The sequence below is a fragment of the Vibrio sp. J1-1 genome, assembly GCF_021728395.1.
In the GTDB taxonomy this organism is placed as follows: domain Bacteria; phylum Pseudomonadota; class Gammaproteobacteria; order Enterobacterales; family Vibrionaceae; genus Vibrio.
On record NZ_JAKKCM010000005.1, the window covers coordinates 329,015 to 344,468 of the forward strand.

12 protein-coding genes, 1 tRNA gene and 1 rRNA gene are annotated in these 15,454 nt (G+C 44.8%); 8 read left to right on the top strand and 6 right to left on the bottom strand.

What is annotated here, in order from left to right; genetic code table 11:
* Positions 1-28: 28 nt before the first annotated feature.
* Positions 29-105, bottom strand: a tRNA-Arg gene (locus tag L3V31_RS10870).
* A 336-nt stretch (positions 106-441) separates the two neighbouring features.
* Here L3V31_RS10870 and L3V31_RS10875 point away from each other — a divergent pair.
* Positions 442-855 (top strand): cytochrome c5 family protein, encoded by a 414-nt coding sequence (locus L3V31_RS10875; RefSeq protein ID WP_237316073.1) that lies wholly within the window; start codon positions 442-444, stop codon positions 853-855.
* 92 nt (positions 856-947) lie between these two features.
* On the opposite strand, the gene rep is transcribed toward L3V31_RS10875, so the two are convergent.
* Complete coding sequence (rep, locus tag L3V31_RS10880) at positions 948-2,963, bottom strand: DNA helicase Rep (RefSeq protein WP_237316074.1); 2,016 nt, start codon at positions 2,961-2,963, stop codon at positions 948-950.
* A gap of 197 nt (positions 2,964-3,160) precedes the next feature.
* Between rep and L3V31_RS10885 the strand changes: the two genes are divergently transcribed.
* From L3V31_RS10885 to L3V31_RS10900, 4 genes are all read left to right on the top strand, one after another.
* Positions 3,161-3,742 carry a TetR/AcrR family transcriptional regulator gene (locus L3V31_RS10885; RefSeq protein ID WP_014230448.1) on the top strand — a complete coding sequence of 194 codons (582 nt, stop codon included), beginning with the start codon at positions 3,161-3,163 and terminating at the stop codon, positions 3,740-3,742.
* Between the two features lie 17 nt (positions 3,743-3,759).
* Positions 3,760-4,866, top strand: a complete 1,107-nt coding sequence (locus L3V31_RS10890) for an efflux RND transporter periplasmic adaptor subunit (RefSeq protein WP_237316075.1) — start codon at positions 3,760-3,762, stop codon at positions 4,864-4,866.
* Positions 4,867-4,877: 11 nt separating this feature from the next.
* Entirely contained in the window at positions 4,878-8,000 is a 3,123-nt protein-coding gene (locus tag L3V31_RS10895; protein WP_237316076.1) for a multidrug efflux RND transporter permease subunit, read from the top strand.
* Between the two features lie 148 nt (positions 8,001-8,148).
* The gene (locus L3V31_RS10900) at positions 8,149-8,400 is read left to right on the top strand and encodes an accessory factor UbiK family protein (RefSeq protein WP_014230445.1); all 252 of its coding nucleotides are present in this window, start codon (positions 8,149-8,151) and stop codon (positions 8,398-8,400) included.
* 289 nt (positions 8,401-8,689) lie between these two features.
* Here the strand turns inward: L3V31_RS10900 and ilvC are convergent, their stop codons facing one another.
* On the bottom strand, positions 8,690-10,174 hold the full coding sequence (gene ilvC, locus L3V31_RS10905; RefSeq protein WP_237316077.1) for a ketol-acid reductoisomerase: 1,485 nt from the start codon (positions 10,172-10,174) through the stop codon (positions 8,690-8,692).
* A 137-nt stretch (positions 10,175-10,311) separates the two neighbouring features.
* On the opposite strand from ilvC, the gene ilvY reads away from it, so the two are divergent.
* A complete protein-coding gene (gene ilvY, locus L3V31_RS10910) occupies positions 10,312-11,202 on the top strand; it encodes an HTH-type transcriptional activator IlvY (RefSeq protein WP_237316078.1) in 891 nt (296 codons plus the stop codon).
* An 82-nt stretch (positions 11,203-11,284) separates the two neighbouring features.
* Here ilvY and L3V31_RS22030 read toward each other — a convergent pair whose 3' ends face one another.
* Positions 11,285-11,407, bottom strand: coding sequence for a hypothetical protein (locus L3V31_RS22030; RefSeq protein ID WP_267135941.1), 123 nt, complete (start codon positions 11,405-11,407; stop codon positions 11,285-11,287).
* Positions 11,408-11,461: 54 nt separating this feature from the next.
* Between L3V31_RS22030 and L3V31_RS10915 the strand changes: the two genes are divergently transcribed.
* On the top strand, positions 11,462-12,142 hold the full coding sequence (locus L3V31_RS10915; RefSeq protein ID WP_237316079.1) for a response regulator transcription factor: 681 nt from the start codon (positions 11,462-11,464) through the stop codon (positions 12,140-12,142).
* Complete coding sequence (locus L3V31_RS10920; protein WP_237316080.1) at positions 12,126-13,409, top strand: HAMP domain-containing sensor histidine kinase; 1,284 nt, start codon at positions 12,126-12,128, stop codon at positions 13,407-13,409. The genes L3V31_RS10915 and L3V31_RS10920 overlap by 17 nt, the downstream gene beginning before the upstream one ends.
* Positions 13,410-13,469: 60 nt before the next feature.
* On the opposite strand, the gene nagE is transcribed toward L3V31_RS10920, so the two are convergent.
* Both nagE and rrf read right to left on the bottom strand, forming a co-directional pair.
* Entirely contained in the window at positions 13,470-14,963 is a 1,494-nt protein-coding gene (gene nagE, locus L3V31_RS10925; protein WP_237316081.1) for an N-acetylglucosamine-specific PTS transporter subunit IIBC, read from the bottom strand.
* Positions 14,964-15,124: 161 nt separating this feature from the next.
* Positions 15,125-15,241: ribosomal RNA gene (rrf, locus tag L3V31_RS10930) — 5S ribosomal RNA — on the bottom strand.
* Positions 15,242-15,454 lie beyond the last annotated feature (213 nt).

Consider the following 15,454-nt stretch of genomic DNA (forward strand, 5'->3'; position numbering starts at 1 on the left):
TTTTTTACCGACTTACCCTCCGGGGAAATGGTACGCCCGAAAGGATTCGAACCTTCGACCTTTGGCTCCGGAGGCCAACGCTCTATCCAACTGAGCTACGGGCGCATGCCCTATCGGCGGAGTGGAATAATACGGATATCACACTATGCCGTCTAGTACTTTTTTTACTTTTTTTATCGTTTGGTCTCTTTTTCGACAGTTATCTGTCTTTAACGTGAATTTTTGATGTGATTCACGCCCTGTCATGGATAACTTGTTGTTTAATGCAACAAGCTATCAGGATATAATCACTCATTATTTACATTGATTTAACAGCTGCAACCAGGTTGTATAATCATTCTATACCCTTGAAGTGGTTTTATCGGACTTCTTTAATCGGTATCAATACTCTAACTATATAAATAGGTAAGTCACTTACCTCGGGAATGTGAAGTGGGTTTAATGGATATGTCTCGACAAATGATTAGCGTTTTGTTCGCTGCCTTAACGTTTTCTACGGCAGCTTTAGCTTCTGACATCAGCCAAAGTGAATACGATGCGATCGCAGAACGCATCAAACCTGTCGGCGATGTTTATCTAGCAGGCTCTGAGCCTGTAAAAGCAGAACCAACTGGTCCTCGTGATGGTGCAACAGTTTACGGTACTTTTTGTATTGCTTGTCACGCATCTGGTGTAAACGGTGCGCCAAAGACTGGTAATGCTGACGATTGGGCACCTCGTATCGCTCAAGGTAAAGATGTACTAGTTAAGCACGCACTTGAAGGCTTCAACGCGATGCCTGCAAAAGGTACGTGTATGGACTGTTCTGATGACGAGATCATCGCAGCTATCGATCACATGATTGAAGGCCTGTAATTCAGCTTTACTTGAACAATTGAAAAGAGAAAGGCTTGCCAAGTGGCAAGCCTTTTTATTTGGTTCGTTATCAAACTTGATGTAAAACGATACTACTTCTTAAACATCGAACGTAAGTTGGCAATATGAGCCTGGCCTTTCGCCATTCGCTCTTCTTGGGATACGGGCTTTTTGTTTACTTCCCATTCCACATCATCGAAAGGCAATTCATCAAGAAAGCGACTTTGCGTCGGCTTGATTAGCTCGCCATACTGACGACGCTCTTTACACATCGTAAAAGTCAGCTCTCGCTGAGCACGAGTAATCCCCACGTACATCAGGCGACGTTCTTCTTCTACGTTGTCTTCATCGATACTGGTTTGATGCGGCAAAATGCCTTCTTCAGAACCAATCAGATAAACGTACGGAAATTCCAGACCTTTTGACGCGTGCAATGTCATCAATTGAACCGCATCGCTGTCTTCGTCCCCTTCCCCACGCTCCATCATGTCACGTAAAGTCAGACGCTGAACAACCTCTTTTAACGTCTTCTCTTCTTGATCGTAATTATCACCTTCTAGGTCAGAAACGATCCAAGAATAAAGATCAGACACGTTTTTCATGCGCATCTCAGCCGCTTTCGGACTCGTTGAGGTTTCGTACAACCAGTCTTCATAGTTAATGTCACGTACCAATGAGCGCACCGCTTCTACCGTATCACCACGCTCCGCTTGGTCTGCAATCTTCACCAACCAAGATGTGAAACGTTGTAAGTTTTCCAATCCGCGTCCTGTTAAATGTTGCTCAAGCCCCATTTCAAAGCTGGCTTCAAACAGGCTTTTACTACGCATATTGGCGTAACTTCCTAGTTTTTCTAACGTTACCGGACCAATTTCACGTCGAGGCGTGTTTACGATACGAAGAAAGGCATTGTCATCGTCCGGATTCACCAGTACTCGCAGATACGCCATGATGTCTTTGATCTCTGCACGAGCAAAGAAAGAGGTGCCACCCGAGATTTTGTATGGCACGCGGTTTTGCATCAGCGATTTTTCAATTAAACGAGATTGATGGTTACCACGATACAAAATCGAGTAGTCGCGGTATTCCGTGCGATTGAGGAACTTGTGCGCAATCAGTTCACCCGTGACACGCTCCGCCTCATGTTCTTCATTTTTCGCCAACAGCACTTTAAGCTTTTCACCATCGGGGATCTCTGAGAACAGTGACTTCTCGTACACGTGCGGGTTGTTGGCGATGAGTATATTGGCAGCGCGAAGGATACGACTGGTAGAGCGATAGTTTTGCTCTAGCTTAATCAGGCGCAAGTTCGGGTAGTCTTCACCCAGTAGTACCAAGTTCTGTGGCTTCGCACCTCGCCATGAATAGATAGACTGGTCGTCATCCCCTACTACGGTCAGACGGCCACGCTCACCGACAATGAGCTTGACCAGCTCGTATTGGCTAGTATTGGTATCTTGGTATTCATCCACCAGCAGGTAGCGGATGCGGCTCTGCCAACGCTGACGCACGTCTTCATTATTACGTAATAACAGTACTGGCATCAGGATCAAATCATCAAAATCGAGCGCGTTATACGCTTTCATCTGCTTCTGGTACATGTCGAAACAGAAGGCAAACAACTGCTGTTGCTCACCTTTCGCCTGAGCTTTCACCTGCTCTGGCGTTAGCATGTCGTTCTTCCAGTTAGAGATAGAACTCATAAGCTGACGCAGCAGATCTTTATCGCCGTCGAGCTGCTTTTCCGTTAGCTCTTTTAGTAACGCCAGTTGGTCTTGATCATCAAACAAGGAGAAGCCTGCTTTTAAGCCAAGCTGCTTGTACTCGCGCTTAATAATGTTCAAACCCAAGGTGTGGAAGGTCGACACCATCAAACCTTTAGACTCAGCTTTACCTAACGTCTGACCCACCCGCTCTTTCATTTCTCGTGCAGCTTTATTGGTAAAGGTTACCGCAGCAATATTTCGCGCTTTGTAACCACATTGCTGAACCAAATAAGCAATTTTATTGGTGATAACACGAGTTTTACCCGAGCCAGCACCGGCCAGCACCAGACATGGACCAGATACGTACTTTACGGCTTCATCTTGACTAGGGTTCAGCTTCATAGAATTTCTCAGCGGGCAATAAACGTGGCGCCTATGATAATAGTGAGTATGCACGATTACCACGTTTATCAGCCCTCAGTTTGTTCGTGTTGATAAACTCCATTTATAACAAAGTAAAAAATTAATCATTTTTTATTGCACACTCGTATAGTTTTAAGTCTATAATGAATGAACGTTCATTCACTAGAAGTGGAACTATGTCGAGTAATACAACTTTAGATAAAAAAGCTCAGATTCTTTGTGCGGCGGAAAAACTGATTGCCGAGCTGGGTTTTCAGGGTTTTTCGATGCAAAAGCTTGCCAAAGAAGCGGGTGTGGCGGCTGGCACTATCTATCGTTACTTTTCAGATAAGAACCACCTTTTAGACGAAGTTAGATTAAACGTAGCAAAACGCATTGCAATAGAAGTGCAAGCTGGCGTGAGCGACGATATGCCTTTGAAAGAACGTTATACAAAAATGTGGCTTAACATTTGGTGTTTAGCTGGCTCAAATGTGGACACATTGAATAATAGAGTTCAATATCAATCTCTACCCTATGCAAGCAATAGAGTAACGCTAGAACTTGAGCGTAAAATGTTTGATCAGGTAGACCGACTATTTGACCAGGGTAAAGAGCAAGGAGTGTTTAAGCCACTCGACAATATGATCCTTTCGGGACTGAGTTTCGAGGCGACCGTTGCACTCGCTCGACATCATGCCCTGGGGTTTTATCAACTGGACGAAGCAGCCATAGAAGCCGCAATTGAGGCCAGTTGGGACGCAATCATTCAACACTAATTGGAGTTCTGATCAGAATGAAAAAGTGGACTTTCTTTATGTTACTTATCGCAGTATTGCTGTTTGGCAGTGTGATAGGTTTCAACTTATTCAAGCAACAGAAGATTGCCGAATACATGGCGAACCGCCCGGAGCCTGAATTCCCGGTCACCGTAACTGATGTACAGTCGGTTGATTGGGTACCAGTTATTGAGGCGATAGGCTTTATCGAGCCTAACCAAGGGGTAACGGTAGCGAACGAGACGAGTGGCGTGATTGACCAAATCGCTTTTGAATCTGGAACTCAAGTGAAAGAAGGTCAAGATTTGGTGCTTCTTGATTCAGCTGTTGAGAAAGCCAACCTAAAAAGTGCACAAGCGAAGCTGCCAGCCGCTGAAGCAAAGTACAAGCGTTACCAAGGTCTTTACAAAAAAGGCTCTATTTCTAAAGAGTCTTATGATGAAGCAGAAGCGAATTACTTTTCTCTTAGTGCTGACATCGAGAGCTTGAAAGCGTCGATCGACCGTCGTGAAATCAAAGCACCGTTCTCAGGCGTGGTTGGTATTCGTAATGTTTACCTAGGTCAGTACCTTCAAGCAGGTACGGATATCGTACGTCTTGAAGACACCAGCGTTATGCGTCTACGTTTCACGGTGCCGCAGACCGATATTTCTCGTATCCACATCAGCCAAGCTGTCGATATTTTTGTCGATGCATACCCAGAAATCGCCTTCAAAGGCTCAATTACAGCCATTGAACCAGCGGTTAATGTACAGAGTGGCCTGATCCAGGTACAAGCAGATATCCCAAACAACGACGGCAAATTACGTAGTGGCATGTTCGCTCGAGCGAATATCATCCTACCTAAACTTGAAAACCAGGTGACTCTGCCACAAACCGCCATTACTTACACACTCTACGGTGACAGCATTTACATCGTATCGGAAGAAGATGGTGAAAAGCGTGTAACACAGCAAGTGGTTAAAGTGGGTGAGCGTACAAAAGACATCGTACACATTCTTGAAGGCGTTAAGCCAGGTGATGTGGTGGTGACCTCAGGTCAGATTCGTCTGAGTAACCACGCGAAAGTCCGTGTCGTAGAAAGCGATGCAACGACTCCACCAACTGAAACACCAATGCTGTAATCGGAGGCTTCATGCGCTTTACTGATGTTTTTATTAAACGTCCAGTTTTAGCGGTATCAATCAGCTTTTTGATCGCATTGCTTGGTCTACAAGCAATCTTCAAAATGCAGGTTCGTGAATACCCTGAAATGACGAATACGGAAGTAACGGTTTCGACCAGTTACTACGGTGCCAGTGCCGACCTAATCCAGGGCTTTATTACTCAGCCATTGGAGCAAGCGGTCGCACAGGCAGATAATATCGATTATATGACTTCTCAATCGGTGCTGGGTAAATCCACCATCACTGTAAAAATGAAGTTGAACACTGACCCGAATGCGGCACTATCGGACATTCTGGCAAAAACCAACTCGGTTCGCTCGCAACTACCAAAAGAAGCCGAAGACCCTACCGTAACTATGTCGACAGGTTCGACAACGGCGGTACTGTATATCGGCTTTACCAGTGACGAGTTGTCTTCAAGTCAGATCACCGACTACCTTGAACGTGTAATCAACCCGCAGTTGTTCACCGTTAATGGTGTATCGAAAGTCGACCTATACGGTGGTATGAAATACGCGTTACGTGTTTGGCTAGACCCTGCAAAAATGGCAGCGTTTAACTTAACCGCGACTGACGTAATGGGTGTGTTAAGTGCCAACAACTATCAGTCTGCAACGGGTCAGGCTATCGGTGAATTTGTACTTTATAACGGTAGTGCAGATACACAGGTATCCAATGTTGATGAGCTGAAGAACCTTGTTGTTAGCAATAATGAAGGCAATGTCACTCGCTTAAGCGACATAGCTAAAGTGACGCTAGAGAAAAGTCACGACTCATATCGAGCCAGTGCAAATGGTCAGGAGGCAGTGGTTGCCGCAATTAACGCTGCACCAAGTGCCAACCCAATCAATATCGCAGCAGACGTACTTGATCTATTACCTCAGCTAGAGCGCAACTTGCCTAGTACGATCAAGATGAATGTACTTTATGATTCGACTATCGCAATTAACGAATCCATTAATGAAGTAATCAAAACCATCGCTGAAGCAGCGGTGATCGTACTGATTGTTATCACTATATTCCTTGGTTCATTCCGCGCCGTGGTGATACCGATTGTGACCATTCCACTTTCTTTGATCGGTGTGGCGATGGTAATGCAATCAATGGGTTTCTCCTGGAACTTGATGACGCTACTGGCAATGGTTCTCGCCATTGGTCTGGTGGTAGATGATGCGATTGTTGTACTGGAAAACGTTGACCGACATATAAAGCTTGGTGAATCACCATTCCGAGCGGCCATTATCGGTACGCGCGAAATTGCGGTTCCGGTTATCGCGATGACACTAACGCTGGGTGCGGTATACGCGCCAATCGCGCTAATGGGTGGTATCACGGGCTCGCTATTTAAAGAGTTCGCGTTAACCCTGGCCGGTGCGGTATTTGTATCGGGTATTGTGGCACTGACCCTATCACCTATGATGTGTTCAAAAATGCTTAAAGCTCACCAAGCACCAAGCAAGTTTGAGCAGAAAGTGCATAGCGTGTTAGAGCGCATGACCAGCCGATACGCCAAAATGTTGGGGGCAGTCATGCAACACCGTCCAGTTGTGATTGGTTTTGCGTTGATTGTATTTGCCAGCTTGCCAATGCTGTTCAAGTTCATCCCAAGTGAACTGGCTCCGTCTGAAGATAAAGGCGTGGTTGTATTGATGGGTACTGCTCCATCCAATTCGAACTTAGACTTTATCCAGAACACCATGAACCAAGTAAACAACATTCTGTCTGAGCAGCCAGAAGTTCAGTTTGCACAGGTTTTCTCAGGTGTACCAAACTCTCACCAAGCGTTCGGTATCGCCTCTATGGTGCCTTGGAGTGAGCGAGAAGCAAGCCAAGCTGACGTTACTGGACGTGTAGGCGGATTGGTTGCGGACGTTCCGGGAATGGCGGTTACCGCTTTCCAAATGCCTGAATTACCAGGTGCGGGTAGCGGTCTGCCAATTCAATTTGTTCTGACTACACCAAACGCATTTGAGAGTTTATTCTCTATCGCGACGGACGTATTGACGGAAGTTAAGTCTAGCCCGATGTTCGTTTATTCGGATCTTGATCTGAACTACGACTCGGCGACGATGAAAATCAACATCGACAAAGACAAAGCCGGCGCATATGGCGTAACCATGCAAGACATTGGCGTGACGTTAAGCACCATGATGGCAGATGGCTACGTAAACCGTATCGACCTTAATGGCCGATCTTATGAAGTTATCCCTCAGGTAGAGCGTAAGTGGCGTCTAAACCCAGAGTCGATGAATAACTACTACGTACGTGCTGCGGATGGTAATGCGGTGCCACTGAGTAACCTAATCACCATCGATGTGATTGCAGAACCACGCTCACTACCTCACTTCAACCAGCTGAACTCAGCGACGGTAGGTGCGGTACCAGCACCGGGCACGGCAATGGGTGATGCGATTAACTGGTTTGAGAACATCGCTGAAACAAAACTGCCAAACGGCTACAACCATGACTACATGGGTGAAGCTCGTCAGTTTGTTACTGAAGGTAGTGCGTTATACGCAACATTTGGTTTAGCATTGGCGATCATCTTCTTGGTTCTGGCGATTCAGTTTGAATCCGTGAAAGATCCGCTGGTTATCATGGTGTCTGTACCACTTGCGATTTGTGGTGCATTGATTGCGCTTGCTTGGGGTGCGGCATCGATGAACATCTACTCTCAGGTCGGTTTGATTACTCTGGTTGGTCTTATCACCAAGCACGGTATCTTGATCTGTGAAGTGGCGAAAGAAGAGCAGTTGCACAACAATCTGGGTAAAACAGAAGCAGTAATGGAAGCGGCGAAAGTACGTCTGCGCCCTATTCTGATGACAACTGCTGCGATGATTGCGGGTCTTATCCCTCTGATGTACGCGACTGGTGCGGGTGCTGCTCAGCGCTTTAGTATCGGCATCGTAATCGTTGCTGGTCTGGCGATTGGTACTCTGTTTACCCTATTCGTACTGCCTGTTATCTACAGCTACTTAGCTGAAAAACACAAACCACTGCCGGTGTTTGTTGAAGACAAAGATCTGGAAAAGTTGGCCCGTGTAGATGAAGCAAAAGCGGCACAACGAGGATTAGCGGACAACCACTAATTCCCTACCAAGATAAAAAGGTCACTTCGGTGGCCTTTTTTATTGCCTTGCGTTTGCCGTACCTATCTCGATTTTTTGCATTCCAACTAGCGACTTTCCCGTATCAATTACTTAAAATGAGCACAAATCAAAAGGAGTTTTAACCACTATGTTTGATCCAAAGAAACTAGAGCAAATCGCCAAGCAGATTCATGACTCTATGCCAGCACCAGTGAAAGAGCTTGGTGCGGATGTTGATCAGAAAGTTCGCCAAGTGATTCAAGGTCAACTTAACAAGCTTGATGTTGTAAGCCGTGAAGAATTTGATGTACAGACTCAGGTTCTGCTTCGTACTCGTCAGAAGCTAACGGAAATGGAAGCGAAGCTGGCCGAGCTTGAAGCGAAACTGGCAGACAAATAAACATCGTCTTTCGATAATGTTTAAAGGCTGACACTCAGGTGCCAGCCTTTTTTATGCTGCAAACAAACGGGCCACAAACAAAAAAGGCTTGGTCAACGGCGACCAAGCCTTTTGATTAGATGTTGTGTTTTGTATTTATTGACCCCAGTCTGCCTGGAGTTCTTTTACTGCGTTACTTTAGAGTATGTAAATTACGCAGTATTAAGATGTCATTTCTAGGAGAAGGCGCGGAGTTTACGATAGTAAATGAGCACCTTCGACACCGAAATGGAATCTTAAGGCCAGTAATTTAGCCGCCTACCGCGATACGCTTCATATCAGTCATGTACCCGCGTAGCTCTTCACCGATGTATTCAACTGGGTGATTGCGAAGCGTCTCATTAACCGCGATAAGTGTTGCGTTATCAACTTGGTTTGAAGTTTCACCTAAGCCTTTACCGATAACATCGGTACTTACTGAAGGCATGAACTTCTCACGTAGTAGTGGTGTTGCTACGTTTGCGAATAGGTAGTTACCGTATTCCGCAGTATCAGAGATTACTACGTTCATCTCGTACAGACGCTTACGTGCAATTGTGTTCGCGATTAGCGGTAGTTCGTGTAGTGACTCGTAGTACGCTGACTCATCGATGATGCCTGATGCAGTCATTGCTTCGAACGCTAGCTCAACACCTGCGCGAACCATAGCAATCATTAGAATGCCGTTGTCGAAGTACTCTTGCTCAGAGATTTCAACGTCTGTTTCTGGGTAGTTTTCAAATGCTGTTTGACCAGTCTCTTCACGCCAGCCTAGTAGGTTCACGTCATCGTTAGCCCAGTCAGCCATCATCGTGCTAGAGAAGTGACCAGAAATGATGTCATCCATGTGCTTGTTGTAAAGCGGACGCATTAGATCTTTTAGCTCTTCAGAAAGCTCAAACGCTTTGATTTTAGCTGGGTTAGAAAGACGGTCCATCATATGCGTGATGCCACCGAATTTCAGAGCTTCTGTTACTGTTTCCCAACCGTACTGAAGTAGTTTACCTGCGTAACCTGGGTCGATACCTTCAGCAACCATCTTCTCGTAACATACGATAGAACCAGCTTGAAGCATGCCACATAGGATAGTTTGCTCACCCATTAGGTCAGATTTTACTTCTGCAACGAAAGATGACTCTAGACAACCTGCACGGTGACCGCCAGTTGCTGCTGCCCAAGCTTTCGCGATTTCCAGCCCGTCACCTTTAGGGTCATTCTCTGGGTGAACCGCAATCAGAGTTGGAACACCGAAACCACGTTTGTATTCTTCGCGAACCTCAGTACCAGGACACTTAGGTGCAACCATTACAACCGTTAGGTCTTTACGGATTTGCATGCCTTCTTCAACCACGTTGAAGCCGTGTGAGTAACCTAGTGCAGCGCCTTCTTTCATCAATGGCATTACCGTCTCAACAACGTTAGAGTGCTGCTTGTCTGGAGTCAGGTTAACCACTAGATCCGCTTGAGGAATCAGCGTTTCGTAGCTGCCTACTTCAAAACCGTTATCTTTTGCATTTTTAAATGACTGACGTTGCTCGTCGATTGCTGCCTGACGAAGTGCGTATGACACATCTAGACCAGAATCGCGCATGTTTAGGCCTTGGTTCAGGCCTTGAGCACCACAACCTACGATGACAACCTTCTTACCTTTTAGGTAGTCTGCTTCTGAAGCAAACTCACTGCGGTCCATAAAACGACAACGACCAAGTTGGTCTAATTGCTCACGCAAGTTTAGAGTATTGAAATAGTTAGACATTAGGGTGCTCCTTTAAGATTCTTCCATACAGGTCGGTACTTGTCTTACCGAATGAGTCCATACTAGAACAGACATTTAATTGCTTAAAGTGATATATTCACAATTAGTAATTGCAAAAAATGCAACATGGTAATTTCATGAATATAAAAACCATCCGACTGTTCCTTGATATCTGTGACAGCAAGAATTTTAGTAAGACAGCAGCGACAAAGCACGTAAGTCCATCCGCTTTAAGTCGTCAGATTCAAAAGTTGGAAGAAGAAATAGGGCACCCGCTCTTTATCAGAGACAACCGGAGTGTAGAGTTAACACCTGCTGGTGAGAAATTTCAGCCCGTGGCAATGAAGATGGTTCATGACTGGACGCAATTCCAATCACAAATAAATGTGCAGGATGACGTGCTTAAGGGTGAAGTTCGTTTATTTTGCTCAGTGACCGCAAGCTACAGCCACTTACCGCAGCTGCTCAACTCATTTCGCTTAAAGCACCCTTTTATTGAATTCAAACTACTGACGGGTGACCCAGCCCAGGCCATCGATAAGATAATGAATGATGAGGCCGACATTGCTATTTCAGCAATGCCAGAGCATCTTTCATCCAAAGTGGAATTCACCACCATCAGTGAAATTCCACTTTCCGTTATTGCTCCGATAGGTATCAGCTCATGGGTTGAAGAGCTACATAAAGAGAATCCCGACTGGAATAAGATTCCTTTCATTGTGCCTGAGTCAGGCACCGCTCGAGACCGTGCCAATGCCTGGTTTAAAAAAATGAAAATCAAACCCAATATCTACGCGCAAATTTCCGGTCATGAAGCCATTGTCAGTATGGTGGCTCTAGGCTGCGGTGTCGGAATCGCACCAGATGTTGTTATAAATAACAGCCCTGTGCGCGACAATATTCAGCGGCTCTCATTTGCCCCAATCAAACCATTTCAACTCGGTGTGTGCTGTAAAAGATCGCAACTGGAGAACTCATTAGTCAAAGCGTTATGGGAGTTAGCTGAAGGAAGCTTTATCGCTCAATAATACCAATACCAGTCATTCAATAAGCCGAAAATTGCTGGCATTGGTCTACACACATTAACGATCTTTAATCTTTCCAAAAGGTCTACTCAAGAGAAACTTTAGTAGACTCTTCACGACCATTTATAAAGACACTCCAGAAAACTTTAACGATTTGTCCCCCTAAATCGTGTTGGCTCGCATTAGTCACGCGAGCCTTCTTTTTCATATTTCCCTCTCCCTTCTTCACCAGTAAAGTACCATCCAAAACAGAGGAATCCCCGTGAAAATACTCATCATAGAAGATGACGCAACGACCAGAGAATTCGTCAGTAAAGGCCTGACCGAACACGGTTATATTGTTGACCAAGCCGAAGACGGTAAGAAAGGGTTAATGATGGCTCTGGCTCTCAGCTCGGAATACCAACTCATCATTTTGGATAGAATGCTGCCTTACCTCGACGGAATGAAAGTTCTCGCAGCAATCAAGGCAACAGAAGAACAGCTCCCAGTTCTGATTTTAAGCGCAATGGATAGCGTAAATGATCGAGTGGACGGTTTACAGGCGGGCAGTGATGACTACTTAATTAAGCCATTCGCTCTTGCTGAGTTAATTGCCCGGGTCGATATCATCATCAATCGAACTCAGCGGCCAACATCAAATCAGCACATTCTTAAATACCACTGTTTGGAAGTAGACCTTAAAGCACACAAAGTCACGTGCAATGAACAAGAGATAACCCTTCAACCTAAAGAATTTCAGCTTATTCAATATTTTATTGAGCATAGCGAGCAAGTTGTGTCACGCATGCGCCTGTTCGAAAATATCTGGAGCTATCATTTTGATCCCAAAACTAACGTCATTGATGTCCACGTTGCTAACTTACGCCGAAAACTGGAAGAGGCTGGATGTACAGGACTCCTGCACACTGTAAGAGGAGTTGGCTATGTCCTTCGTCGATGACTATGCTTTAACCCGTTCATCCGTATTTAAAACATTAGTGGGTCTTTTTTTAATCATCACTATCACCAATATTATCGTCATACACCAAGTGTACAGAGGCTCTAACAATTTCCACCACAAGCAGTTAACCAGACAACTGAATGAAGAAATTCTGGAATTCAACTTTGCTGCTAAACAAAGCAAAGAAGATGTCGAACAGCTTTTAAAAACTAAACAAGCGACGGCGACACCTTTCTATTACCGGCTCATCGAAAGCAACGAATCAGACAACCTTCAGCCGTACTATCCTATCGATCTGCAAGCGAACAGGCATAATATTCTAGTAGGTAACAACCTACAGTTAGAGATAGGGGTCGATAAAAGCGCGGTAGAAGAGTACCGAAAATCACTTACCCCGATGGTCTTCTCTGGCATCATTTTTCCTACCACAGTCATGATTATCTCTGCACTCTTTTTTACTGTACTCATCCTCAAACGATTAGAAAAAGTGAATAACGCCATGAATCGCGTTCTGTGTGGAGAGCCAAATGTTAAAATTGCTGTATCTCGCCAAGACGATGAGTTTGATATTTTAGCCATTCATCTTAATTTCATGATTGAACAAATGGCGAAAAACGAGTCTAGCCTCAAATCACTGACCACTGGACTTGCGCATGACATGAGAACACCAATGGCGAGGCTGAAGCTTCGCTTAGAAGACATCCTAGCTCAAAGCGATTTATCGCCATCCCAAGTAAGCAGCTTTTCAGCTTGTTATGATGAATTAGAACTGATTTTGTCACTGTTCAATAGCATGCTTGAAATTGCAAAGCTCAACAGCGGCCAAGTGAATATCGGCAATGATAGTGTCGATTTAGGAAAAGTCGCCCAAGATGCCCTAGAGTTTATCTCTCCCGTCGCGGACGAAAAAAACCAAACATTAGCGTTTAGACAAGATACCCCCTGCATTGTCACAGGAGATCGTTCTCTGCTTTTTCGAGCGGTGTTTAATCTGTTAGAAAATGCGGTTAAGTACACACCCAATGGAGGACATATCGAAGTCATCACTGACTGCTTTGGCGTTGTTATTGCTGACTCTGGAATAGGCATTTCTGATTACGACAAAATGTATGTTTGCCGTCCAATGTATCGTGCAGACCAAAGTCGCACGGAATCAGGTAATGGCTTAGGGTTGTCTTTGGTCGATGCCGTGATCAATTTGCATAACGCGCACTTGTTTTTACGTGATAACAACCCTGGACTACGTGCTCGACTCTATTTTGAATAGTTAAATAAATACAAAAAAGGCTAAGTAAATACTCAGCCTTTAACTAGATTAAAAATGCTTTTATACAGAGAAACTAGGTATGACGACATCCGAGAGATCCTGCATCTCTGGAATTTGCTTCATCGCATGAGCGATTTGTTCCGCTTCAGTACCAACAATGACCTGTAGGTTATTCGCGCCAATTTTCACTACTCCCATCGCCCCAATGGCTTTGAGCGTACGTTCGTCAACGACAGAGGTATCATTCAGAGTTAAACGTAAACGCGTAATACATGAGTCGATAGAAGTAAGATTACTATGGCCACCCAGCGCTTTCAGATACTGAGCTGCTTTCGTATTAGTGGAAGTCTCACTCTTTACAACGACCTCTACTTCTATTTCTTCACGACCTGGCGTTTTCAAATCAAACTTAAGAATAGCGAATCGGAAGACTGCATAGTAAATAAATGCGAAGCAAATACCCTGTACGATAAGCATATAAGGCTTGATCGCGAGAGGTAAGTTATAAGACAAGATGAAGTCAATTAACCCGCCACTAAATGTGAAACCAGCGAACCACTGCATGCTTGCTGCAATATACAGAGATAGAGCAGCTAATAAAGCGTGAACAACATACAGAGCAGGAGCCACAAACATAAACGCAAATTCAATCGGTTCTGTTACACCGGTCAAAATAGCCGTTAACGCTGATGCACCAAGAATACCGCCAACTCTTTTCTTGTTTTCAGGCTTCGCACAGTGATACATCGCTAAACACGCCGCAGGTAGACCGTAGCCCATATATGGGAAGAAACCAGCTTGGTACATGCCTGTAACACCCCACTCACCTGTACCAGACCAGAATTTTGAAATATCGTTGATGCCAACAAGATCAAAGATGAATACTTGGTTCAGTGCGTGGTGCAGACCGATTGGAATTAATAGTCGATTGAAGAAACCATAGACACCTGCGCCAGCGGCACCCATTTCAGAAATTGAGATACCAAAATTAACCAGTGAACCATAAACAGCAGGCCACACATAAACCATCACAACGCTGATTAAGATTGCCGCAAAAGAAGTCACGATTGGAACGAAACGTTTACCAGCGAAGAAACCTAGTGCAGCAGGCAGTTTGATAGTGTGGAAACGGTTATAAAGAGTGGCAGCCACTATCCCCATCATGATACCGGTAAATGCACTAACAGCTGTGGCGGAAGCAATCAGTTCCGAAGAACTCATCTCAGCGACAGGTACACCAGTGATCTGCGAAATCACTGCCGTATTACCGACAATCATTTCTATAATTAGCAGACCAAGTAAGCCCGATAGAGCAGCTGCACCGTTATTATCTTTCGCTAATCCATAAGCGACACCAACGGCGAATAACCAAGCTTGGTTATCCATAATGCCCTTACCACCATACACAAGTATTGTCGCTATTGGACTATTCGCACCCCACCCAGATGGGTCTATGGCATAACCAAGACCCAGCATTAAACCACCTGCAGGCAGTACGGCAATTGGCACCATCAGTGCTTTACCGATTTTCTGTAAATACCCTAAAATGTTCACGTTGTATCCTCTTACTTTTGATTCTAAAGAAAGGATACGTGATTGATAATTAAGGAGCGGTGGTGCGTAGATTAAGTTTTATTAATCTTATGAAGAGTTTTTTGAAAAGCACAAATAGCAAAAAGCCCGCTATTTCTAGCGGGCTTTTTGCAATAATTAAAGCCTGGCGATGTCCTACTCTCACATGGGGAAACCCCACACTACCATCGGCGCTATTTCGTTTCACTTCTGAGTTCGGCATGGAAGTCAGGTGGGTCCAAAACGCTATGGTCGCCAAGCAAATTCTTTATCAATTTGCTCGCAAATTCAAACGCACTTTAGTGCGGCCCGTTAGGGTGAGATTTGCTTGCAAATCGAATAATTCGGAAAGCTGTTTTTTTTAATTCTCGTTATTACACATTCAATGTTCTTGCATTGAGTCCATCAAAACCCCTTGGGTGTTGTATGGTTAAGCCTCACGGGCAATTAGTACAGGTTAGCTCAACGCCTCA